The organism is Chryseobacterium ureilyticum (assembly GCF_900156735.1).
GTDB classification, from domain to species: Bacteria; Bacteroidota; Bacteroidia; order Flavobacteriales; family Weeksellaceae; genus Chryseobacterium; species Chryseobacterium ureilyticum.
Map to the genome: position 1 here is coordinate 47,632 of NZ_FTOL01000009.1, position 22,252 is coordinate 69,883.

At 34.6% G+C, this 22,252-nt stretch carries 25 protein-coding genes; 12 read left to right on the forward strand and 13 right to left on the reverse strand.

Going from position 1 to position 22,252, the window contains the following annotated elements:
• Positions 1–13 precede the first annotated feature (13 nt).
• The 6 genes from BW983_RS19785 (at position 14) to BW983_RS19810 (ending at position 6,140) form a co-directional block, all read left to right on the forward strand.
• Positions 14–685: a response regulator transcription factor gene (locus BW983_RS19785; protein WP_076553540.1), complete on the forward strand. Its 672-nt coding sequence runs from the start codon at positions 14–16 to the stop codon at positions 683–685.
• 289 nt (positions 686–974) lie between these two features.
• Positions 975–1,265: an HU family DNA-binding protein gene (locus BW983_RS19790; RefSeq protein ID WP_002984212.1), complete on the forward strand. Its 291-nt coding sequence runs from the start codon at positions 975–977 to the stop codon at positions 1,263–1,265.
• 367 nt (positions 1,266–1,632) lie between these two features.
• Entirely contained in the window at positions 1,633–3,192 is a 1,560-nt protein-coding gene (locus BW983_RS19795; RefSeq protein WP_076553541.1) for an Rne/Rng family ribonuclease, read from the forward strand.
• 77 nt (positions 3,193–3,269) lie between these two features.
• A complete protein-coding gene (locus tag BW983_RS19800) occupies positions 3,270–4,676 on the forward strand; it encodes a T9SS type A sorting domain-containing protein (RefSeq protein ID WP_076553542.1) in 1,407 nt (468 codons plus the stop codon).
• Between the two features lie 121 nt (positions 4,677–4,797).
• On the forward strand, positions 4,798–5,265 hold the full coding sequence (locus tag BW983_RS19805; RefSeq protein ID WP_076553543.1) for an OsmC family protein: 468 nt from the start codon (positions 4,798–4,800) through the stop codon (positions 5,263–5,265).
• Between the two features lie 227 nt (positions 5,266–5,492).
• Complete coding sequence (locus tag BW983_RS19810; protein ID WP_076553646.1) at positions 5,493–6,140, forward strand: response regulator transcription factor; 648 nt, start codon at positions 5,493–5,495, stop codon at positions 6,138–6,140.
• 305 nt (positions 6,141–6,445) lie between these two features.
• Here BW983_RS19810 and BW983_RS19815 read toward each other — a convergent pair whose 3' ends face one another.
• The 6 genes from BW983_RS19815 to BW983_RS19840 all read right to left on the reverse strand — a co-directional run bounded on the left by BW983_RS19815 (position 6,446) and on the right by BW983_RS19840 (position 11,915).
• A complete protein-coding gene (locus BW983_RS19815) occupies positions 6,446–7,957 on the reverse strand; it encodes a carboxypeptidase-like regulatory domain-containing protein (protein ID WP_076553544.1) in 1,512 nt (503 codons plus the stop codon).
• Positions 7,958–7,968: 11 nt separating this feature from the next.
• Positions 7,969–9,333: a CsgG/HfaB family protein gene (locus tag BW983_RS19820; RefSeq protein WP_076553545.1), complete on the reverse strand. Its 1,365-nt coding sequence runs from the start codon at positions 9,331–9,333 to the stop codon at positions 7,969–7,971.
• 25 nt (positions 9,334–9,358) lie between these two features.
• The gene (locus tag BW983_RS19825) at positions 9,359–9,769 is read right to left on the reverse strand and encodes a curli production assembly/transport component CsgF (protein WP_076553546.1); all 411 of its coding nucleotides are present in this window, start codon (positions 9,767–9,769) and stop codon (positions 9,359–9,361) included.
• Positions 9,770–9,780: 11 nt separating this feature from the next.
• Complete coding sequence (gene csgH, locus BW983_RS19830) at positions 9,781–10,512, reverse strand: curli-like amyloid fiber formation chaperone CsgH (RefSeq protein ID WP_076553547.1); 732 nt, start codon at positions 10,510–10,512, stop codon at positions 9,781–9,783.
• A gap of 10 nt (positions 10,513–10,522) precedes the next feature.
• On the reverse strand, positions 10,523–10,921 hold the full coding sequence (locus tag BW983_RS19835; RefSeq protein ID WP_076553548.1) for a hypothetical protein: 399 nt from the start codon (positions 10,919–10,921) through the stop codon (positions 10,523–10,525).
• Positions 10,922–11,096: 175 nt separating this feature from the next.
• Positions 11,097–11,915 carry an RIP homotypic interaction motif-containing protein gene (locus BW983_RS19840; protein ID WP_076553549.1) on the reverse strand — a complete coding sequence of 273 codons (819 nt, stop codon included), beginning with the start codon at positions 11,913–11,915 and terminating at the stop codon, positions 11,097–11,099.
• Positions 11,916–12,326: 411 nt separating this feature from the next.
• Here BW983_RS19840 and BW983_RS19850 point away from each other — a divergent pair, with 411 nt between their 5' ends.
• Genes BW983_RS19850 through BW983_RS19865 form a run of 4 tightly spaced genes read left to right on the forward strand, consistent with a single transcriptional unit; the run spans position 12,327 to position 15,587 of the window.
• The gene (locus BW983_RS19850) at positions 12,327–12,956 is read left to right on the forward strand and encodes an NUDIX hydrolase (RefSeq protein WP_076553551.1); all 630 of its coding nucleotides are present in this window, start codon (positions 12,327–12,329) and stop codon (positions 12,954–12,956) included.
• A gap of 27 nt (positions 12,957–12,983) precedes the next feature.
• Entirely contained in the window at positions 12,984–13,790 is an 807-nt protein-coding gene (locus BW983_RS19855) for a lysophospholipid acyltransferase family protein (protein WP_045493822.1), read from the forward strand.
• A 15-nt stretch (positions 13,791–13,805) separates the two neighbouring features.
• Positions 13,806–14,243, forward strand: coding sequence for a hypothetical protein (locus BW983_RS19860; RefSeq protein WP_076553552.1), 438 nt, complete (start codon positions 13,806–13,808; stop codon positions 14,241–14,243).
• A 6-nt stretch (positions 14,244–14,249) separates the two neighbouring features.
• The gene (locus BW983_RS19865) at positions 14,250–15,587 is read left to right on the forward strand and encodes a UDP-N-acetylmuramate--L-alanine ligase (RefSeq protein WP_076553553.1); all 1,338 of its coding nucleotides are present in this window, start codon (positions 14,250–14,252) and stop codon (positions 15,585–15,587) included.
• Between the two features lie 104 nt (positions 15,588–15,691).
• Here BW983_RS19865 and BW983_RS19870 read toward each other — a convergent pair whose 3' ends face one another.
• From BW983_RS19870 to BW983_RS19885, 4 genes are all read right to left on the reverse strand, one after another.
• Positions 15,692–16,126, reverse strand: a complete 435-nt coding sequence (locus BW983_RS19870) for a lipocalin family protein (RefSeq protein WP_076553554.1) — start codon at positions 16,124–16,126, stop codon at positions 15,692–15,694.
• Between the two features lie 72 nt (positions 16,127–16,198).
• Positions 16,199–16,537, reverse strand: a complete 339-nt coding sequence (locus BW983_RS19875; RefSeq protein ID WP_394333193.1) for a lipocalin family protein — start codon at positions 16,535–16,537, stop codon at positions 16,199–16,201.
• A gap of 157 nt (positions 16,538–16,694) precedes the next feature.
• Positions 16,695–17,756, reverse strand: a complete 1,062-nt coding sequence (locus BW983_RS19880) for an NAD(P)H-dependent flavin oxidoreductase (protein ID WP_076553556.1) — start codon at positions 17,754–17,756, stop codon at positions 16,695–16,697.
• Positions 17,757–17,901: 145 nt separating this feature from the next.
• Positions 17,902–18,777 carry an aldo/keto reductase gene (locus BW983_RS19885; RefSeq protein ID WP_076553557.1) on the reverse strand — a complete coding sequence of 292 codons (876 nt, stop codon included), beginning with the start codon at positions 18,775–18,777 and terminating at the stop codon, positions 17,902–17,904.
• Positions 18,778–19,080: 303 nt separating this feature from the next.
• Here BW983_RS19885 and BW983_RS19890 point away from each other — a divergent pair, with 303 nt between their 5' ends.
• On the forward strand, positions 19,081–19,515 hold the full coding sequence (locus tag BW983_RS19890; RefSeq protein WP_076553558.1) for a GNAT family N-acetyltransferase: 435 nt from the start codon (positions 19,081–19,083) through the stop codon (positions 19,513–19,515).
• 1 nt (position 19,516) lies between these two features.
• Complete coding sequence (locus tag BW983_RS19895; protein ID WP_076553559.1) at positions 19,517–19,981, forward strand: GNAT family N-acetyltransferase; 465 nt, start codon at positions 19,517–19,519, stop codon at positions 19,979–19,981.
• Here the strand turns inward: BW983_RS19895 and BW983_RS19900 are convergent.
• Genes BW983_RS19900 through BW983_RS19910 form a run of 3 tightly spaced genes read right to left on the reverse strand, consistent with a single transcriptional unit; the run spans position 19,978 to position 22,194 of the window.
• Positions 19,978–20,493: a GNAT family N-acetyltransferase gene (locus BW983_RS19900; RefSeq protein WP_076553560.1), complete on the reverse strand. Its 516-nt coding sequence runs from the start codon at positions 20,491–20,493 to the stop codon at positions 19,978–19,980. The genes BW983_RS19895 and BW983_RS19900 overlap by 4 nt on opposite strands.
• 11 nt (positions 20,494–20,504) lie before the next feature.
• A complete protein-coding gene (locus BW983_RS19905; RefSeq protein ID WP_076553561.1) occupies positions 20,505–21,407 on the reverse strand; it encodes a LysR family transcriptional regulator in 903 nt (300 codons plus the stop codon).
• A 40-nt stretch (positions 21,408–21,447) separates the two neighbouring features.
• Entirely contained in the window at positions 21,448–22,194 is a 747-nt protein-coding gene (locus BW983_RS19910) for a metallophosphoesterase family protein (protein ID WP_076553562.1), read from the reverse strand.
• Between the last annotated feature and the right edge of the window lie 58 nt (positions 22,195–22,252).

Below are 22,252 nucleotides of genomic sequence, written 5' to 3' on the forward strand. Positions count from 1 at the left end.
ATCGATATTAAGAATGAGTAAAATATTATCTAATACCGTGCGTTTCTCTATAGCTGACAGTGATTTTTATTTTAAAAAAATAATGATCAAAACACTTATGGAAAACCCGTTCTATATGCTTCTGAACGATTGCAACAACGGTCACGAACTGGTAAACAGGATCTACAGAAGACAAGAAGATGTATTTATTATAGAACTGTTTATGCCGGTATTGAGTGGAATAGAAGCCATCAAATACATAAGAAAAAATAATGCAGAAACTCCTATTGTAACGTATTCCGGGACATATCAGGAGGATATGGCAGAAATTCTTTCAAAGATTCCTAATACCTATTACTGTCAGAAGAAAAGTAATATTATAAAGGATATCATTAAAGGAAGCATTGCTTCTGAGGAATTTGATTACCAGCAATATTCTAAAGAATGGGAACAGCAGCCCCTCGCAGTACAGGAATATATGGACAGGCAGAAAAAGGGTCAGGAAGAGCTTTCACCAGCGGAAATACAGCTTATGAGATTCTGCTACGAAGGCTTTAGTAATAAAGAGATTGCAGAAAAGCTAAACCTTAGTACAAGAACAATTGATACCTACATCAACCGACTTACGGAAAAGCTGGGACTGAAAACAAAACTTCATCTTATCCGTTTCTGCGTAGAGAATGGGTATTATAATTCCAGTATGTAGAAAAATTTTAATCCTGAATTTTGAATCATTATAAAAAATGACAAAATCAAAGGATATAATGAAAGGTAATAAGTCCTGCTGAGGGGCTTAGAACTCCTATTTTAAGGCAATTATCTGCATAGGTTTACCGTTATATTATTTTATTGTTAAATAACTATAAAGCTACATTAATATAGGGTACACATTAAAAACTCAAGGATTTGAACAAAAATATTTTGCCACTAATTTGCTAGTATTCAATTTTTTTAACTAAATTTGCACACCTAAAATTTAAAATTAAAATAAGGAAATGACAAAGGCAGAATTGGTAAACACCATCTCAAATAAGTTGGGAACAGAAAAGAATGAAACACAGAAAGTTGTAGAAGCTTTTATGCAGGAGATCAGAACTTCTATGTATAATGGGGATAACGTTTATCTGAGAGGTTTTGGATCTTTTATCATTAAAACAAGAGCTGCTAAAACAGGAAGAAATATTTCTAAGAACACTGCAATTGAGATTCCTGCTCACAACATTCCTGCTTTCAAACCTTCAAAATCTTTTGTAGAGAAAGTAAAAACAAAAGTTGCAGTAAAATAAGAACATTAACTGAATATTAACTAGTTACTAAAAAATTAAAATTATGCCAAGCGGAAAGAAAAGAAAAAGACACAAGGTTGCGACTCACAAAAGAAAGAAAAGAAGAAGAGCGAACAGACATAAGAAAAAATAATCTCCTCTTCTCGAGATTTACAATATAATAATATAGTTGGTGATTTTAATTTTTTAAAGTTCGCCGACTATATTTTTATTTGCAACTATAAGATTCCGCGGAAAACGGAAAGTTTCAAATATTATTTTAATAAAAATATAAAGGTTTACATTCAAAATCCTTATATTTAATAGATGAATTAATCGAGAACAATACCAATTTCCTAAAATCTTAACAATTTTATCTTATAACAAAATGAAGAAAGAACTAATAGTTTCGCATGAAGATGATCTTACAAAGATTGCACTGCTGGAAGACGGAAGACTATGTGAACTTCATGAGCAAGAGGACAAAAGCGATTTTATAGTTGGAGATCTGTTTATAGGAAAAGTAAAAAAACTGGCACCAAACCTGAATGCAGCATTCGTAAATATTGGATATGACAAGGATGCATTCCTGCATTATCAGGATTTAGGACCACAGTATCTTACTTACAAAAAGTTTTTAAAAGATACTATTTCTAAAAAACAAAGCGCTTCAAGCTTAAAAAATTTCGAGATACAACCCGAAATAGATAAAAACGGAACGGTAGATAAAGTAATTGCAAAAGATGATCTTGTTCTACTACAAATCACTAAGGAACCTATTTCCACAAAAGGTCCCAGAATTTCTACCCAAGTTTCACTTACAGGGCGTTTTTTGGTTCTAATTCCATTCGACAATAAGGTTTCCATTTCCAAAAAGATCAAAAGTTTTGAGGAAAAGGAAAGATTAAGAACACTGATAGACAGTATAAAACCGGAAGGTTTTGGAGTGATCATCAGAACTGTAGCCGAAGGAAAAAAAGTTGCAGACCTTCATAATGATATGAATCAGCTGATTCAGAAATGGGAAAGCACTTTTAAAAATATCCAGAAAAACAAAGTTCCGTCCAAAGTTTTAAGCGAAGAAGACAAAGCTTCAGCTATTTTAAGAGACAATTTTAATCAGGATTTCGTGAATATTATCTGTGATGACGAACAGATGGTAAGTGAAATGAAAAATTATATTGAAGTAATTGCACCTGAAAAGAAAAATATTGTCCAGTTTTATGATTCTCATATTCCACTCCTGGAATATTATAATGTTGAAAAACAGCTTAAACAGAGCTTTGGAAAACACGTAAACATTCCAAGTTCTAAAGGCGCTTATCTTGTTATTGAACACACAGAAGCACTTCACGTTGTGGATGTCAACTCCGGAAACAATATCACTACCGGAACTGCTGTTAATAAAGAACATGCACTGAAAGTGAATAAAATGGCAGCCACAGAGATTGCCAGACAGCTTCGTCTCCGCGATATGGGAGGCATCATTGTGATTGACTTCATCGACATGCCCAACTCTGATCACAGAAGAGATCTCTATGAGCATCTGAAAGAGGAAATGAAGCGTGATAAAGCACGTCATAAAATACTTCCTCCAAGTAAATTCGGTCTGATTCAGATTACCAGACAAAGAAACCGTCCGGAAAAACAGATCGAAACCAAAGAAGAAAACCCGAACAAAGATGGAGAAATCGTTGCTCCAATTGTTATCGTGGAAAGAATGGGTGAAACTTTAAGAAACATCCTGCAGAAAGAAAAAGGAAAAATCTATCTGCACGTACATCCATTCGTAGAAGCCTATTTAACAAAAGGCATCAAAAGCATCCAAATGAAATGGTTTATCAAATACAAAAAATGGGTAACCATTGTTCCAAGGGATTCTTTTAAATATTTAGAATACAGAATCTATAATTCTAAAAAAGAAGAATTGATAGAATTTTCTAATTAAGACAAAATTCAAACCTCCGGTAAATGCCGGAGGTTTTTTATTACATTTGCAAAAACTACATGAAACTCAAAAACATAATGAAAAAAATCTTATTTCTGACTATTCTGGCAATCCAGAATATTGCTGCTCAAATTATCTCTTACGATAACAGCTTTGCCTCGAATGGAAAATTTACCATTACCAATGCCAGCAATCAACATTATATCAATCTGACTGACACTACAGATGGCAGCCTTTACTTTACTTATGCTAAAGAAAGCAATATCGGAACAACTTTTCTATCAAAATTAAATACCAATGGAACCATTGACTCGAGTTTTGGTAATAGCGGTGAAGTGAGTATCCCTTATTTTTCCCCCGGATTCCCTTCTATTCTTAAAAAGCAGACTGATGGCAAGCTTTTAGTATTGGGCTTCTATGAGGATGGTACAGCAATAACAAGAGTTTTACCTAATGGACAGATAGATCTTTCCTTCGGAATCAATGGTACCAGTAAAATTCCTTATATAGGAATGGGATTCAATGCAGACAGTTTTGGAATACACCTACAAAACAATAAATTAATTGTTTATGGGACAGCATTCGACAGTAATTACCATCTTTTAAATCACTCACTTATTTATAGATTGAATGAAAATGGAACGATAGATCAAAGTTTTGGAAACAATGGTTCTATCAACACAAAGGGTAATTTTATTTTTGTTGATAATCAGTCTAATATCATCAGTTTTATCAGTAATGTAATCAATACCAATGTATACCCTTATGGTGCCTTGGAAAAGTATAATAGTAGCGGACAAGTGTTTTCTGATTTTGGGAATAATGGTGTTTTAGCATTTAATTCCAGTTTAGGAATGGTGAATACTGCTTTTATGGACAGTAATAATTATATCGTCTGCGCGAATATTAACAATGAAATTTTCAGAATACATCCAACCGGAGTATACGATACTTCATTTATATTTGATAACAATGCACCTCCTTTCAACGATGGTAACTTATCTCTTTACATCAATGAAAAAAACGGGAACTATTATACCTCATGGATCACAGGATCTACAGGTGAAAATATTTTAATTTCAAAGTTAACATCAACCGGATCTATAGACCCATCATTTAATTATTCTGAAAATACAACAGCACCTTTAATTATCAATCAGATGATAATCAATGACAACAATATTTTTGCGACAAGAGGAAATCAAATTTTAAAATTTTCATTGAATAACCCTACTCTGGCAACAATAAACCCTTTAACAGCAAACAATACGTCTATTTCATTTGAAAACCCTGTCAGACAGAATCTGATCTACCAGTCGAAAGAAAAAATAAGTAAAATTGAGCTCTATTCTTCCGCTGGAAAAATTGTAAAGGTTTTAAAAGACTCCTTTAGCCCTGTTTCAGAGTTACCCAAAGGTATTTACACTGCAAAAATCACTTTTGAAAACGGTAGTATTACCACAAAAAAACTCATTAAAAATTAATATACTCCTCTAGCATTTGCTGGAGGTTTTTTATTACTTTTAGCACCCAAAATAAAGCATATATCTATACTCATCTTTCTTAATATGAATCAATAGATCTGTAATCTTTTAAATTATAAATATGAAAAACCATCACTACAAAACTACCATTCAATGGACTGGAAATAAAGGAACCGGAACCAGCGGATACAGAGACTATGAAAGAAGTCACACAATTTCTGTAGAAAATAAAACTACTATTGACGGCTCATCTGATCCGGCATTTCGTGGTGATAAAACAAAACACAATCCTGAAGAGATGTTTTTATCTTCTCTTTCATCATGTCATATGCTTTGGTATCTGCACTTTTGTTCTGAAGCAGGTATTATTGTAACGGATTATCAAGATGAAGCAACCGGAATTATGGCAGAAGCACCTAATGGAAGCGGTCATTTTACCGAAGTCACTTTACACCCTACAATTTATGTAATGGACGATTCGATGATTGAAAAAGCAAAGGAGCTTCATCATAAAGCTAGTGAATTTTGTTTTATTGCCAACTCTGTGAATTTTCCTGTGAAACATATCCCTATTGTGTTAGTTAAATAATTTGTTCAAACATTAAAGCATTTGAAAAAGCCAGTAAAATTCACGTTTTAACCAAGATAAGTCTAAGTTTTTCAAACAAAACTCAACAAAAAGAGAATTATTTAGCAAATAATCAATAAAAACAACATTTTATTATATAAATATTTACATAAATTTGAAATTATTTGTCAAATTTATGCAAAATGTGAAGTTTTTTTTATATTTTTATATAAACAAAACTAACCATGATGAAACCAAGATTAACTATTTTTGATGAACCGATGCTATATACAGAAGGCTTATCAAAACTATTGACACAGAGCAAGATTTTTAATAATATTGATATCTGTAATTCCCTCGAAACCCTATCTAAGCACCTAAAAGAAGGGCCTCCGGAAATTCTTGTGATGAGCTCCAATATGCTAATGCTTACAGAGTTATACAAGTCCGTAGAAAATATTACATCTGAGCATCAGAATATAAAAATCATTATTATAGGAAGCTGCTACGATATTATTGATATCCGCAAACTCTTCAACAAAGGCATCAAAAGTTATCTTGACAAAAATTGCAGGTATGATGAGTTTATAAAATCCATCAATGCCCTACTTCTGAACGAGATCTACATTTGTGATCACGCGAAGGAAAGAATGATCAACTTTATCAGCAATGAACAGGAAAAACGAAAACTTCACCTAAGAGATCCCCTCACCCGTCGTGAAATGGAAATCCTGAAACTTATTTGTGACGGCTACAGCAGTAAAGACATTTCTGAAAAACTATTTATCAGCATCAATACGGTAGAAACACACAGAAAAAAAATTCTTTTGAAACTGAATGTCAAAAACACTGTAGGCGTTGTAAAATATGCTCTTGAAAATCACATCATTGACTGATTAAAACCAACCAAATAATTAACCAAAAAATTCCAGATCATATGATCTGGAATTTTTCTTGCCTATTCCCAAATTCCTATTAATAAAAAGCCAGGCAAACAAACTGATTATTAATTTTTGTTGATATAAATAATGAAGGAGCAATTGTGAATTTTTGCTTCGCAATTGAATCAGGAATCCAAAACGTTAAACATTAAACTTTGAACCTTAAATTCAGTTGTAAAGTGAATAGTCAACTACCGCATTGAATAAAAGTTGACAAGTGCAATGAATTGACTATTCACAATTGACCACTCAATTCCATATTATTCGTAATCCGGCATTTCTCCATTACTGAAAAGTGCGGAACGTGTAAGATCTGTCATGCTGCTGTTCAAGCTTATAACCATAATATTTCGTTGGGAAATATTATCATTGGAGGTATTCATGAAGATAATCTGAGCATTATTTGGGGAGAATCTTGGATCAAGATCATTGGTTCCCATTGCTTTCTCGCTTTCAGAAGAAATATCTGTCAACGCATCATTGGTCAGATTATAGATGAAAATATGGGAATCCAACTGACGGTAATTTCCGCTTCCATCCTCATATCCTGCGACATCCCGGGTAAAGAGAAGAAGTTGCCCGTCCACAGAAAAGTTCAATCCTCCACTTGCTCCGGCAGTTCCGGACAATACTGTTTTAATGACATTCCCTGTGGTGTCGATGATGTATATTTTTGTATTATAACCGTTATAATCATTGGTTTTAAGGGCAATTTTGCTACCATCATAGCTCCAATCACATTCAGAAATCATACTTCCGTCAGGAGTTGTATACACCAGAGTGAGCCCACTACCATCTTTATTGATCCTATAGAGTTTATTAAAGTTTGAATAAAGAATTTCCTTACCATTGGTACTCCAGGCAAAATCCATTTCGAAGTTATTAAATCCTGCTACGGGAACTGTAGTGACCTTAAAAGGATTGGAACCGTCTGGATTGGCTGTGTATATATGAGTACTTCCGCCTTCGGTACGAAGAAATGCGATGAGCCCTGCATTATTATTCTTCCTTGGTCGCCAGCTATTGTAGGAAGCGTCTGTAAACTGAAAATTGTTTCCCTGTTCATCACTGGAGATGATCACGAAATTACCATTTTGTTTTCGGGTATAATGATACCTGTTAGCTGGAACCGTATTGGTTGTAAACTTACTGATAGAGCTTAAAACTGGCTGGTGAATGTCGTCCGAAACAGACACCTGCCAGAAGTAGCTTACACCAAACTTTAGATTTGAAAGTGTATAATGATTCGCTGTCAAATCATTAACCTGAATCACATTAGTGTCAAGATTATTTTTAATTGTTAAACTATATTTTAAAACATCTGCTGTATCCGGATCTGTTGCACTCCAGGTTAGTTCAACACTTAAAGGTTGATTTACCGCATTATCTATCGGACTTAGAAGCTGTGGCGTTGTAGGCGGAGAATTTAAAGAGGTATCGTCATCCATTTCAAATACCATGGTCACCACCTGGTTTTGATTCTGCATATTTACAGACTGAAAGCTTGTAATATATCCTGAAAGTTCTGCTTTTACGGAATAATTTCCTATCGGCATAGCTGTGATTTCAAATGAGCCATCGGTACCACTGAAAACAGTTTGCGTTGTGGGGTTTGTGAAAATTTTCACGTTCGCAAGAGGAGTATTACTGCCTCTTTTCACTACTTTTCCTTTTAACGTTCCTGTCTGAGCCTGTTCTACAAGGTCTTCACTACATGAAAACAGACAAAATGTTAGAATGAATATGCTTAGTATTTTAATTAAAGTTTTCATAATTCGTGTTTTTATTTGTTTCCAAGGTAAAAATTGATTCCTAATGCAAAGCGTAATGCCTGATCTTTTCTTTTTCCGTTAATAAGCCCTTCCCAATTGTCTTTAAACCCAAGATCATATTGAGCCGATGCTCTCAGTGAAAAATTATTATCAATCATGTACTCAAGACCACCTCCAAACTGTCCTTTATATTGAGGTTTATATTTGGAATACATAGCTCCTGCCCCTCCATAAATGTATGGGCTGAATCTGTATTTCGGGAAAAGGAGGTATTCAAGGTTTACTTCAGGACCGTAGTAGTTTCTTTTTACAATATCTTTATTTTCGAGGGTAAAATAATTCCCGTTAACCTCAACATTAAAATTGGGGGTTAAAAAGTATTTCATTCCTATTTTACCACCTATATTCATTTTAGGGTTTACATAATCATCTCTTACTTTTTGAGCTTCAACATTGGCAAACACAGCAACTTTCTGTCTGTAATTACCCGGATATCTGTTTCCGATTACTCTTCCGTTGTTATCTTCTTTTTCTCTTTTATATTCATTGATCAAAGCCTGATAACTGGTTGTACTATCTATTGCTTTGCCCCATATTTTATCCTGAATTCCTTCAATAACGAGAGATTTCACAGCTTTTTCAATGGCTTCGGTTACCGCTAGCTGAATCGGTTCGTTCTGAGTAAATCCTACCTCAGCTTCCATCAGTCTTTCGGTGTCGATATATCGGAAAAAACTTCCGTTTACACTTGTGGAAAGAATATTTTTAGAAGTATAAACGGTTTTAAGAATTTCTCCATTGAGCGTAGAAACGGCACGAAGATAAATGGTAATTCTATCCTGGCGATATTGAGTGGATGCCCCGATTCCAAAGTACCGTGCACCAAGACCGCCTGTCAGGATATTGCTGTCATAGGAAATAACTCCTCCTTCCAGAAGAATTCCGGCATATAGAAGCGGAGGAAGTGACTGGCTGTTTTTATCAGCGTCTTTAATATATTCCTGACGTGTAGATCGGATGATCTGTCTTTCGTTGAGCAGATTGGCAATATTTTCTCTTTCAATAGGAATAAACCAACGGCTGTCTTCGAGTGCCTTAATGAGAATGGTAGTAGTACCTTGTGGCACTGCAGTACTCCAGTTGTTACCGTTTTCAGATGGTTTATACTGCCCTGTCTGGTCTCTGAATTTATACACTCCAATGACAATTTTTTCTTTTGGCAGCGGAAGTGTTTTCAGTTCTTCAGTGGAAGATGTTACCTCTCCCATCGTTGGCTTTTCAGGATCTGAAGGTAAGCCAAAAATCGAACTACAAGCCTGTAGAATGCATAGCAGAAAACTACAGAAAAAAATTCTGGTGTAGATGTAAGCTCTCATGATAAGTTTGGTTTTAAGTTTTTATTTATTTTGGAATTACGATCTCGGACTGATCGCCTGTACTGGTATCCAAAATATTGATCAAAAGTCCCTGATTAGTTGTGGTAATCTGTAAATAAAGCGACCCGAAGAGATAATTTCCGGGTTGTATATTTCCATCTCCGAACTGCTCTTCAAAGAGTTTTCTTGAAAGTTCACTCAAGATCTGTCTGTTCAGACTTTGGGTAAAACTATCAAGAGAATTGGCACGATCAAGCAGATCTTTGTAGTCATTTTTTTCATCAAACTGGTTTTGGGCATTTGCAGAGCTTAAAAGCCACTGATAATTAAACGTATCTCCCCCGAATGCAGGGTTTATCGGCTTATAAACGAGTTGCTGAGATTTCCCAGAGAAAATACCCGCAATAAAGATTAAAATAATAATAAAAGTTTTCATGGCGGACGTTTTTAGTAAATAAATTCATTTTTAATAAGGTTTTTTTTTGCGTTAAATTCTTTGATATATTTTAAGCTGAATACTAATTGTTCTTTTAAATAATCTTCCCCGGGATTGGTCATGAAACTGTAAATTACTTTATCATCAATCTGAATATTGATCTGACCGCTCGTTCCCCGGAGAGGAAGTTCTGAAATAGTAACAGCACTACTGCTTTTATCAGGAAGTTGACTGTATTGGAGATAAAACATATCATAGAAGTCTTTACCAACCTTTGTTTTAGTTTCATCGATTGTAAGTCCTTTAAGCTCATAAACTGCATCTTCTTCTATTTTTGCTGCTTTCTTTTTAAAAAGATCATTATTAAGCTCAAGGCTGTCTTTTGCCACTAAAGTCCGGGTTTCTTCATCTCTGATATAAAGGAAAGCTTTCAGGGCATCTTTGGGTTCAAGATTTACACTTATTTCTGATAATGCTTTCACCTCATTAGGGTTTACAGAAAACTTACCACTCTGCTGATTGTTGGAAAGGTTTCCTCCATCGCCCTTTTTTATAGATACCAAAAGATAATTAAGTTCTTTGTAAACAGCGGTATTATTGATGACAATAGCTTTTAACTTTATTTGGTTTTCAATGTGGCTGCTTTCTATTTTTGCGGTTACTTTTTTATCCTCCTGCCCATAAGCCAGTACAGACAGGAAGATAAATAAAGCACCCAGACTAAGGGAATATAAAATTTTCATCACCCGTGTTTTAATAATTTCTCATGAAGACTGTTTTATTATCTCCCTTTACATTAACCTGAATTCCATCTGAAATACTGTTGCTTCCCGTAATATCAATGATATTATTACTTCCTTGTGTAGTAATCGCAGTTTTGGTTTCTTTATCCGTAAATGAATTATTAAAATAAAGGGCATTAAAGTCACCGAACTGCTTTACAGCAATATTACTTTTGTTATTAAGAGAAAGTTCAGCATTATTATAATCACCTATCTGAATGATAGTGGAATGATAGGCATTCTGATCAATATCCTGTCTGGTTATAAGATTAAAGACTGTATTACTGTTTACCTTATTCCAGTCTATTTCCTGAGCATACAATGGCAGTACTGCAAAAAGAGCCAAAACACTCCATCTCAAGTTAAGCATGGCATTATATTTTTATTAAAGGTACATCAATAGAGTATTGAATAAAACACGCCCAGTAGGTAGTCATGTAAAATCACGGTTTCTGGGTATATTTGATCTTTAAGATGAAAAAAGGAGAAACCACAACCTGTAGCTTCTCCCTTCCATTTTAAAGATTACAGTATAATTACAGGGCTTAGTTAGACTGATTCACAATCATTGAGTTTCCGTTACCTATTTGAGTTCCTATGTGAATATGAGAATCACCGGACTGAGATACCCAGGTAAAGTTTCCGTTACCCATCTGAAGATCAAGGGCTGTATTTGAATTTCCTGCCTGAAGTTGATACAATTGGTTATTACTTCCTACTTGTAGTCCCATAGCGTTGTTGTCATCACCTACCTGAGCAGAGACCGCTAAGTTACCACTACCTACTTGTGTATGATCTGCATTGTTATCATCACCAGCCTGGAATTGAACAAGTACGTTGTTTGCACCTATCTGAACACCGTTGGCATCATTTCTTCTTCCAACCTGAATTTGATAAGCTTCATTACCACTTCCTAACTGTAAAGCTGAAGCTTCATTTCTTCTTCCGTCCTGATATTGATAAACAGAGTTACCTAGACCTATCTGAATTGAAGAAGCATCGTTTCGTCTTCCGATCTGAGTTTGTTCAGTAGAGTTTAAAACTCCTAATTGCCAGGTTGAAGCAGAGTTTCTGTTTCCAGTCTGAGTCACAACATTAGAGTTAGCAATACCTACCTGATCTACATCTATCGAGTTTCTGTTTCCATTGCTTACTGCAGTATTCATATTTAAGATCCCTACCTGATCAATGTCTGCAGTATTACGGTTCCCATTCTGTGTTAAAGAATTAATGTTCAAAAGACCTGTCTGGTCTACTGTAGCTACATTTAAGTTTCCTGTTTGTGTAGTCACATCAATGTTTAATTGAGCGAAACTGAAACTCATGGCGATTAGTGTAAACACACCTGCAAGTAAATTTTTCATCTTAGTAAAAATTAATTGGTTAATAGTAAGACAAAGGTATACCCTACATCAAAATGAAAAACCACCGCCAAAGTGTAAATTATAAAAATCATGGTATACAGTTTCTAAAGTCACCATTTGTGGTATCTATAGGGTCATGGATTTCCGTTACGTAGAAATACGGTATCCATTGCGTAAAGTAAGTGTTAATGGTAAACGGCGTTTGTCAATTAAATCCAATGTCCTGAGTTTGACGTTCAATGTTTTGGGTTCAATATTTAATGTTATGGCAGATAATTCACTTTCGGAGCAAAATTTACGATTCATTTTACAAAGCAAAAATTGTTCAAAGGATTTCTCTCAATCAGTACTTCATAGGTTAATTAATGTTAAGGCATTTATTTCTTCAAGATATATTGTTAAATTTGAACTATGGAAAGTTTTGGAAAAGATTTATTACGGAAAATAAAAAGTGTAGAACTTCCCGGCGAACATGCCCATGGAATATTTTCTCCTCCCTACCGTCCCGTTTTTACGTATGATGAAGTACTCGCAAAAAATCCCAAGTTTGCAGCAGTGAATATTGTATTATATTTAAAAAATAACGAGTGGTATTTCCCTTTGATCCAAAGAACCATCAATGAGCATGACAGACATAGCGGGCAAATCTCATTGCCAGGAGGAAAACGTGAGGAAATGGATCGTGATTTTGCAGAAACAGCTGTACGAGAAACTTCTGAAGAAATTGGGATAGATAAACATTATGTAAGAGTTATCAGAGAAATGTCTCCTATTTATATTCCACCAAGTAATTTTTACGTATATCCTTATATTTCGTATACTAAAAAGAATCCTCTCTTCGTTCTTCAGCAGAGTGAAGCGGTAGAAACCATTGAATTTCCTATCACTTCTTTCTTGAACCTATCTGATACCCCAGAAATCATGGCACTTCCAACCGCAGGAGGTCATGAAGTTCCTGTAATCAATTTCAACGGATACATTATTTGGGGTGCCACAGCAATGATATTAAGTGAATTCAGCCAGTTGCTGAAAAAAATGTAACTTTGCACAACCGTGTTTAATTGAAAAATGGCGAAGAAAAATATTTTCACCGATGCATTCGGAACACCTTATTTTTTGAAAAGGTTTATTATTTTTATTTTAGGAGTTGTATCATACAGAAGATTCAACGGCTTTAATAAGTTAAAAATAACCGGAACTGAGCATCTTGTGGATCTTCCGGACTCTAACGTACTCTTTGTATCTAATCATCAGACCTATTTTGCGGATGTAGCAGCCATGTATCATGCTTTCTGTGCCGTAAATAATGGATATTTAAATACGATCAAAAATCCGATCTATCTATTGAATCCAAAGATTGATTTTTACTATGTAGCAGCAGAAGAAACCATGAATAAAGGTATTCTTCCTAAAATCTTCAAAATTGCAGGAGCTGTAACGGTAAAAAGAACATGGAGAGCAGAAGGAAAAAATGTCAACAGAATGGTAGACATGAGTGAGGTAGATAATATCATGAAGGCACTGGACAACGGCTGGGTAGCAACCTTCCCACAGGGAACCACATCTGCTTTTGCACAGGGAAGAAGAGGAACTGCTAAATTGGTAAAGAACCAACGCCCTATTGTAATCCCGATCAAGATCAACGGATTCAGAAGAGCATTCGATAAAAAAGGACTCCGTGTAAAGGTAACCGGTGTAAAACCTACGATGGAGTTCAAAGCACCTTTAGACATCGATTATGATAATGAAAAAGCACCGGAAATCCTATTGAAGATCATGACTGCCATTGAGCAGACAGAAGACTTCAATGTCCTACACAATTATGATGAAGAACTTAAAGCTAAAAAATTAGAACAAAAGGACTCAAATAATTAAAGTACATTAAAAATTATGAACAGAATAATTGGAATCTTATTCGCTATCATAGTATTAGTTTCGTGCAACAGCCAAAAGGTATATTCGGATTTCGATATCAGCTATTCGAAAAGCGGTGGCTACGCTCCTATATATGAAAACCTGCTAATCAAAGGGAATAATGTTCACTATTCTTTTGAAGGACAAGGGAAAAAGCACAAACAGGATTTTAAAATTTCCAATGAAGATTTAAAGAAACTGGATCAGGTTCTTTCCCAGAATAATTTCAGAAGAATTCAGGAAGACCGTAAAAAACTGTACGATAACGTTTCGACTTCCATCAATGTGAAGAGAGGTCCTAATGAAGGCAGCAAAACTGATGCTAGTCTTATCATTCCAAATTACCAGACCAATTGGAATAATATTCTTGAAGCATTCCAGAACATCATTAATACTAATGTTAAAAAACAGTAAATACAATTGAAAACCCACTTCATTGCTATAGGCGGAAGCGCCATGCACAATCTTGCCATCGCATTAAAAGATAAAGGATATCAGGTTACAGGTTCAGATGATGCTATTTTTGAGCCTTCAAAATCCAGATTAGAAAAAAAAGGAATTCTACCTATGGAAATGGGCTGGTTTCCGGAAAAAATCACCTCGGATATTGATGCTGTCATTCTTGGAATGCATGCCCACCAGGACAACCCGGAATTGGCAAGAGCAAAAGAATTAGGGTTAAAAATATATTCTTACCCGGAATTCCTGTACGAACAGTCTAAAAATAAAACAAGAGTTGTTATTGCAGGATCACATGGTAAAACTACCATCACTTCAATGATCCTCCATGTACTGAATTTCCATCAGAAAGATGTAGATTTCATGGTAGGTGCTCAGCTGGAAGGTTTTGACTGTATGGTAAAGCTTACTCAGGATAATGACTTTATGGTTTTGGAAGGTGATGAATACCTTTCCTCTCCTATTGATCTACGTTCCAAGTTTTTATTATACCAACCGAACATCGCTCTAATGAGTGGAATCGCATGGGATCATATCAATGTTTTTAAAACATTTGATGATTATATTGAACAGTTTAGAAAATTTGTGGCAAGCATTACAGCCGGTGGTGTTTTAGTATACAATGAAGAAGATCCTGAAGTAGTAAAAGTGGTGGAAAACGCTGAAAATTATTTCAGAAAAATCCCTTACAAAACTCCTGAATATGAGATCAACAACGGAAAAGTATATTTAAAAACTGAAATGGGTGATGTTCCCCTTTCTGTTTTTGGAGCATACAACCTGTTGAATCTGGAAGGAGCAAGACACATCTGCCTGCAGCTTGGTATTATGGATGAAGACTTCTATGAAGCAATCATGAGCTTTAAAGGAGCCTCCAAACGTCTTGAAAAAGTAGAAAGAGAAGATAAAGGAACATTATATAAAGACTTTGCTCACGCACCAAGCAAGGTAAAGGCGGCTGTAAAAGCATTTGTTGAGCAGTTTAAAAATGAAAAGAAATACGGATTCCTTGAACTTCATACTTATTCAAGCTTAAATCCTGCCTTTTTGGAGCAATACGACCACGCAATGGACGGATTGGATGAAGCAGTTGTATTCTATTCTGAAGATGCTTTAAAAATCAAAAGAATGGAACCTATTTCTCCAGAATTTATTAAGGAAAAATTCAAGAATGAAAATCTGAGAGTTTTCACCAACGCAGAAGACCTTCATGCCTACTGGAATACTTTAGATAAAACCAACGGTGTTTATCTGATGATGAGCTCTGGAAACTTTGGCGGGCTGGATCTGACGAAATAAATTGAATTTGAAAATGGGTTAATTTGAGAATTTGAAAATAATCATACCTCAAATTCCATAATAAAATAAAAATTCCTTTCATATTTTTGAAAGGAATTTTTATTTTATTTGACTTTGGTAAAGTAGGTCTTGATAATATCTGGAACACCATCCATATCTATATCTAAGCGTTCTTCAATAACCATATTCATTTTAGTTAACTCTATAACCGTATTAGAAATATTCATATCATCCTCAAGCTTCATCTTCTTTGTCTGAGGATTATAGCTATACTTCATAGTAACAGCAAAATCTTCAACACATTTGTTATCTTTAGCAGCATACCTTACTAATCTTGCCTCATACTCACTGAAATCAATCGTATTGAGTACATTACAACCGTTTGGTTCCTGAGTTATCGTTTTTTCTGTACTGGTTTGATAAGTTATTGACTTTCCTATTCTCCATGTTCCAACAATCGTTGGTTCTGGAGCAACATCATCATCACTACAAGAAACTATAGCAGAAAATATGGCAAGAGATAGAAAAAAAATTTTCATAGTTATTTTTAAATGTAAAGGAGAAAGTAATCTATAATCTATATGTAGATGCCATTCTTTTTCTTCAAGTTTTTATTTGATTCTTCTAAAATAGAATTTGATAACATCTTTTATTCCGTCACCATCTACATCCGCGAGATGATCTTCAAACACCATATCCGTTTGGGTTAATTGAGAAATGATATAAGAAAAATCTTGTTCTGCCTCATACCAAAACTTTTTAGATACCGGATCATAGGTGTAATTTCGGGTAACAACATCCGTCTGTACACAGTTATTGTTTTCAGGAGCGAAAGTAATGGATGTCATATCCTTTTCTCTAAATTCGTGAGTACTCTTTTTCTCACACTCACTGAAAACCTGAACCTCCGTTTGTTTATTTCCTGATGTATATTTTTCAGCTTTATCTATATATCATTTTCCAACAATAGAAGCATTATTGGCTTGTGTTTCATCATCTTTGCTACTGCAGGATACCATTGCTGAAAACACAGCAAATGGAAGAAATAATTTTTTCATGATTATAATTTAAAATTGTATTTAAAGCCCTAAAGTAATACAATTTTATTTACTTCTCCATTGTTTGAAGTATGAGATTTCTCAGAATATCTTCCGTAGAAAGTTCACTGTACTTATGAATAGACTGCCCCGCCCAGATTCCTACAAAGTCCAGATTCTGCTGAGATTTTGCTGCTTTGCGTAATGCATTTGTCAGTTTATTCTGATACGGGTAAGGTAAAATATAGTCTGAATTTTCCACAATCTCAGTATATTTATTTTGAATCCCTCTTGCATATCGCCCGGAAAAGCTTTTCATTAAAATAATCTCATCTTCATTTATCTTTTTAAGTTTATCTTTTTCAAAAGGCTCTAAAGCACTTTCCTGAGAAGCTAATAATAGATTTCCAACTTGAAATCCTTGTGCCCCCAGCTCTTTTACCGCCTGTAGAGTTTTCGCATTATAAATTCCACCTGCATAAATCAATGGAACCTTTGTATGATCATAAACCTGTGATAATAAAGACAATCCTCCTATCTGCGGAACATAATCAGGATCAAAAGTTCCTCTGTGTCCTCCGGCTTCCGTTCCTTGTACACAAATGATATCAATTCCTGATTTTTCGAGAATTACAGCCTCTTTTACAGAAGTGCAGGTTCCGATAAGCGTTACTTCATTTTCCTTTAATTTCTGAATGCTCTGGTCGTCAAGATTTCCAAAAGTAAAGCTTACAATTTTACATTCCTCTTCTATAATTACATCGATCAATTCATGATACCCATTTATGGTAAGAGCTGATAAATCAGGAAGTTTAACCTCAATATTATTTTCTTTGGCTAATTGTTCAAGGAAATTCTTTGTTTTAAAAAATTGATCTTTTAAAGCATCTGTGATTTCAGGAATATAATGAGCAAAAATATTGACTGCGAAAGGTTTATCTGTCAGTTTTTTTGTTGCCCGAATCAATTCAGTAGATTCATTCGATGAAAGATCTCCCAATGCCAATGAACCTAAACAATCTGCTCTCGCAGCCGCTGCTACCATCTGTATCGTACTCACGCCAAACATCGGAGCCTGAATGACAGGATATTTTACGCCTACTCTTTTACTAATTGTATCTGACCAAAACATAACAAATTATTTTAATTAAAAAGGTACAAAAAATAGGACGATCTCAGTTTCAACAGAATATGACATTCCTCACCATTACATAAAATAAAAATCCCGCAGATCTCACAATATGTGTAATCTACGGGAAATATTTAATTAATTAAGCTTAAATATCTGCTACAGCATTCAGCATTTTCTGCTCCCATTCAGGATCTTTCGGATCAAAGAACAATCGTTTTCCTGTATCTAAAGAACGAACGATATTCATTTCATCTTCTGTCAGTTCAAAATCAAATACATTAAAGTTTTCTTCAATTCTTGACGGAGTTACAGATTTTGGAATTACAACAAAGCCTTCCTGCAAATGCCATCTCAGAATTACCTGAGCTACTGTTTTACCATATTTTTCAGCAATTGCTTTTAATTCTTCATTGGATAAAAGGTTTGCATTTCCGTTTCCAAGTGGGCTCCAAGGCTGAGTAATGATATTATTTTCTCTATCATAAACCTGCAACTCTTTTTGCTGGAATACCGGATGTAACTCAATTTGATTGATCACCGGAAGAACTGTAGAATTTGCTTTCAATTCCTCTAGTTTTTCAACTGTAAAATTACAAACACCAATTGCTTTGATTTTTCCTTCGTTATAAAGTTCCTCTAAAGCTTTCCATGTTCCCAGAAAATCTCCGTAAGGCCAGTGGATAAGATACATATCCAGGTAATCCATCTGCAATCTGTCTAATGTTCTTTGAAAAGCACTTTTTGCCTTTTCATACCCATGATCCTGAACCCAAACTTTTGAAGTAATAAACAATTCATCTCTATTCACCCCACTATTTTTCACCGCTGCCCCTACCGCAGTTTCATTCTGGTAAATAGCTGCCGTATCAATCATTCTGTATCCAGTTTGAATTGCTTTGATAACTGCATTTTCACATTCTTTCAGATCTTCCATCTGCCATACTCCAAAGCCTAAAGCAGGAATATCTACTCCATTATTTAAGGTAACTACAGGCTGCCCTGCATATATTTTCTTTTGCATAAATCTTTATTTTAATGATTAATATAAAGTGATTAAACAAATTTGCAACAAAAAATCGGAAGTTGCGCTTACCAATTTTACTGTTTCCTGTTAAAAGTTGCTTTTAAACTGCCACTAATGCACGAATATTTTTTTTAACAGTTAAAAAATAATCAATCATTTATTAATGCATTCGTGGCAAAAAATCAATTGTATATTAAAATCCATCATTATTGCTTTTTTAAAACTAAAAAATCTTCTATACTATCCCTAATCTCTGACTTCAACACCTTATTTTCGTTATTTTTGTAAAAATTTAAAATCATGTCACATCAATTCAGACTCGCCAATACAGAAGACTATCCAAAAATCATGGAGATTTGGGAATCTGCAGTAAAAGCCACTCACGACTTCCTTGCCCAAGAAGATTTCAATGAGTTCAAAGAAGCTATTCCAAGAGATTATCTTCCCCATCTGGAAGTTTACTTAATTACAGAAAATAATGATCCAAAGGGTTTTGCTTCCGTAGCTGAAGGCAATCTTGAAATGCTTTTCATTCATGATGACATGCGTGGAAAAGGATATGGTAAAAGGCTTTATCAATTTATGAAAGAGCAAACCGGGCTTACAAAAGTAGATGTTAACGAACAAAATCCTCTAGCAATTGGGTTTTATGAAAAGATGGGCTTCAAAAAGGTAGGAAGATCAGAAAAAGACGGCTCAGGGAAAGATTATCCGCTTATCCATATGAGTTTGTAATATGGAAGAGTTTAGCTTTAATAAAATCGATAAAGACTCGGGAATCCCTTATGAACTGTTGTTGTTAGCAGATGAAACAAGAGATGCTATTGATCAGTATATTTTTAAATGTGATATCTATTTGCTCTACGACGGAACGGAAAGTATTGCTGTAATGGCTTTATATAAGAACGGTGATTCTGAGCTTGAAATTAAAAACATTGCCGTTATTGAAAGTTATAGAAGTAAAGGAATAGGAAGCATTTTAATCAAAAAAGCGAAAGAAATTGCCCTTGACAGTCATTACAAAATTCTGAGTGTCGGGACTTCCGATACCGGATTTCAGCAGATCAGGTTTTATGAAAAAAATAGTTTCAAAAAAACAGGGATACGTAAAGATTTCTTTATTGAAAATTACCCATCCCCGATTTATGAAAACGGTTTGCAGATGCGGGATATGATTATTTTAGAATTTTCTTTATCTTAAACTTGCCAATCTGCCTGTTGAATCGCATAAATTAAACCTTTATGCCCATCAAAATCGAATTCTTTATTAAAAGTCAGCCCTAGCTTCTGCAATACCATTATAGAAGCTATATTTTCAGACATAACCCTTCCAATAACTTTTTCAAGACGCAACTGTTCAAATCCATATTTCAAACAGGCAGTAGCACTTTCTGTGGCTAATCCTTTATTCCAATGCTCCTCAAAGAATCTAAAGCCAATATCCGTTTCATTCTTAGAACGGTCATATTTCAACCCACACCATCCTAAAAATTCATGACTTAATTGATCAATTACAGCCCACCTTCCATACCCATTGACTTTATAATCTTTATAATTTTTCAAAAAAGTATAGGCATCTTCAATATTTTTAAAAGATGAATCTCCGGTATATCTTATAACATTCGGATTTTCATTCAGTTTACAAAAATTAATCGCATCTTCAACCGTTAATTCCCTTAGCAGAAGTCGATCTGTTTCCAAAATTTTCTTCATTTCAAACTGTATTAATTTTTACCCATCATCTTACGGAATAATCCTTTTATATGATCTATTTCTGTTTGATAATTAGTCTTTTTTCTGGAACCAAAATATAAGGTATTTTCCAGTTTTTTCTTGCCTTCCCAGATTAATTTTACTTCTCCGTTATCTATCTCATTTTTACATAAAAAATCGGGAACTACAGCCAATCCAGCACCTCCTTTCAGACAACGGATGATTGAATTTAAGTTAGGAACGATATAATTCGGGCGGAAGTTTGGTTTGTGACCAAAATTCAAGGTCCAGAATTGAAAAAGATGTTCCATATCTCCTGTGGTTCCGTACCATTTCTCATTCTTCAGCCACTCTTCAATCTGTTCTGCATCTTTTGTTTTTAAAACCTTTTTGAATGCATCCGTATCCACATCTTTTCCGCCTACCAGAATGATCTGCTCAGAAGAAAACGCTTCATGTTCTATATTGGGCGAAGAGCCTTTTTTAGGAGTAATGATAAGGTCCAAAATCCCTTTATCCAACTGATCCAACATTTCAGGATATTCTCCAAAACTAATGATAAGGTTGAAGGGTAATGAAGATACATATTGCTCCAAAGTCGTCTGGAAGGTTTCAAAGCACATTCCCACACTGATCGTAGGTGTATGCTTTTCCGTAGATTTCTGAAAATTCTTTTCTACATCTTCCAATTTCGTAAGAGGTTCTGCTACGGCATTAAATAATACCTTTCCTCTTTCCGTAGGAATCATTTTTCTCCCGGTTCTGTCAAACAGCTTATATCCGACATATGCTTCCAGTGAGCTTAAATGCAAACTCACACCCGGTTGTGAAATAAATAAAGAATCTGCCGCTCCCGTCAATGTCCCGGTTTTATAGATCGCCTTAAAAGTACGATACCATTCTAAATTAACCATGACTTAATTATTAATATTATGATACAAAGTTACAAAATAATTATAATATTAATACATTATCATTTTTCAGAAAGGAAGCGTAATAATCTGGAATCTCACTTTCTTTAATCTTTTGTATCACTTCCTCAATCGGATAGCTTAGTTGTATAATTTCCGGGATAATCTTTTCTTCAGTTAAGTACAATATTAAATAAGATGCCAGTCGGTTCTCTTCCTTAGATCTACCCACAGAACCACAATTGACAGCCCATTTTTTATTTTCAAACTGCTTTTGGAATGATAAATGAGTGTGTCCCATTACAATCAGATCTGCTTTTGAATCTTCCAGCATACTCAGAAATACTTCATCAGTTTCAGATTCATATAAATAAGTATCATTACTTGTCAGACTGGAGTGTACCAACTGAATATCCCAGTGTCTTTTTCCTACTTTATAATTTAATTTTAAATGAAAAGGAAGTTCAGACAGGAAAATTTTATTTTCAGCGTTGATGTATTTTTTAGAATGATCTATTGCAATAAATCTTGCTTCTGTTTCTTCTTGAGAATGTTTAGACAAGGGAAAAACAGGTATATCAAAAGCAATTCTTTCATCATGATTTCCCATCAGGCAAGGAGTATTTAAACTCTTAATCCTTTCTATAACTTCGTTTCCCCAAGGGGCAAAATCCACAAGATCTCCCAAACAGAATTTCTGATGAATTCCCCTTTGTTCAATATCTTTCAACACCGCTTCCAACGCAGGAAGATTTCCATGTACATCACTGAAAATCGCTATCTGTATCATTCTCTGTCAATTTGTTAATCAAATGTACAAGACGAATGGGAATTACGGTTCAAATATA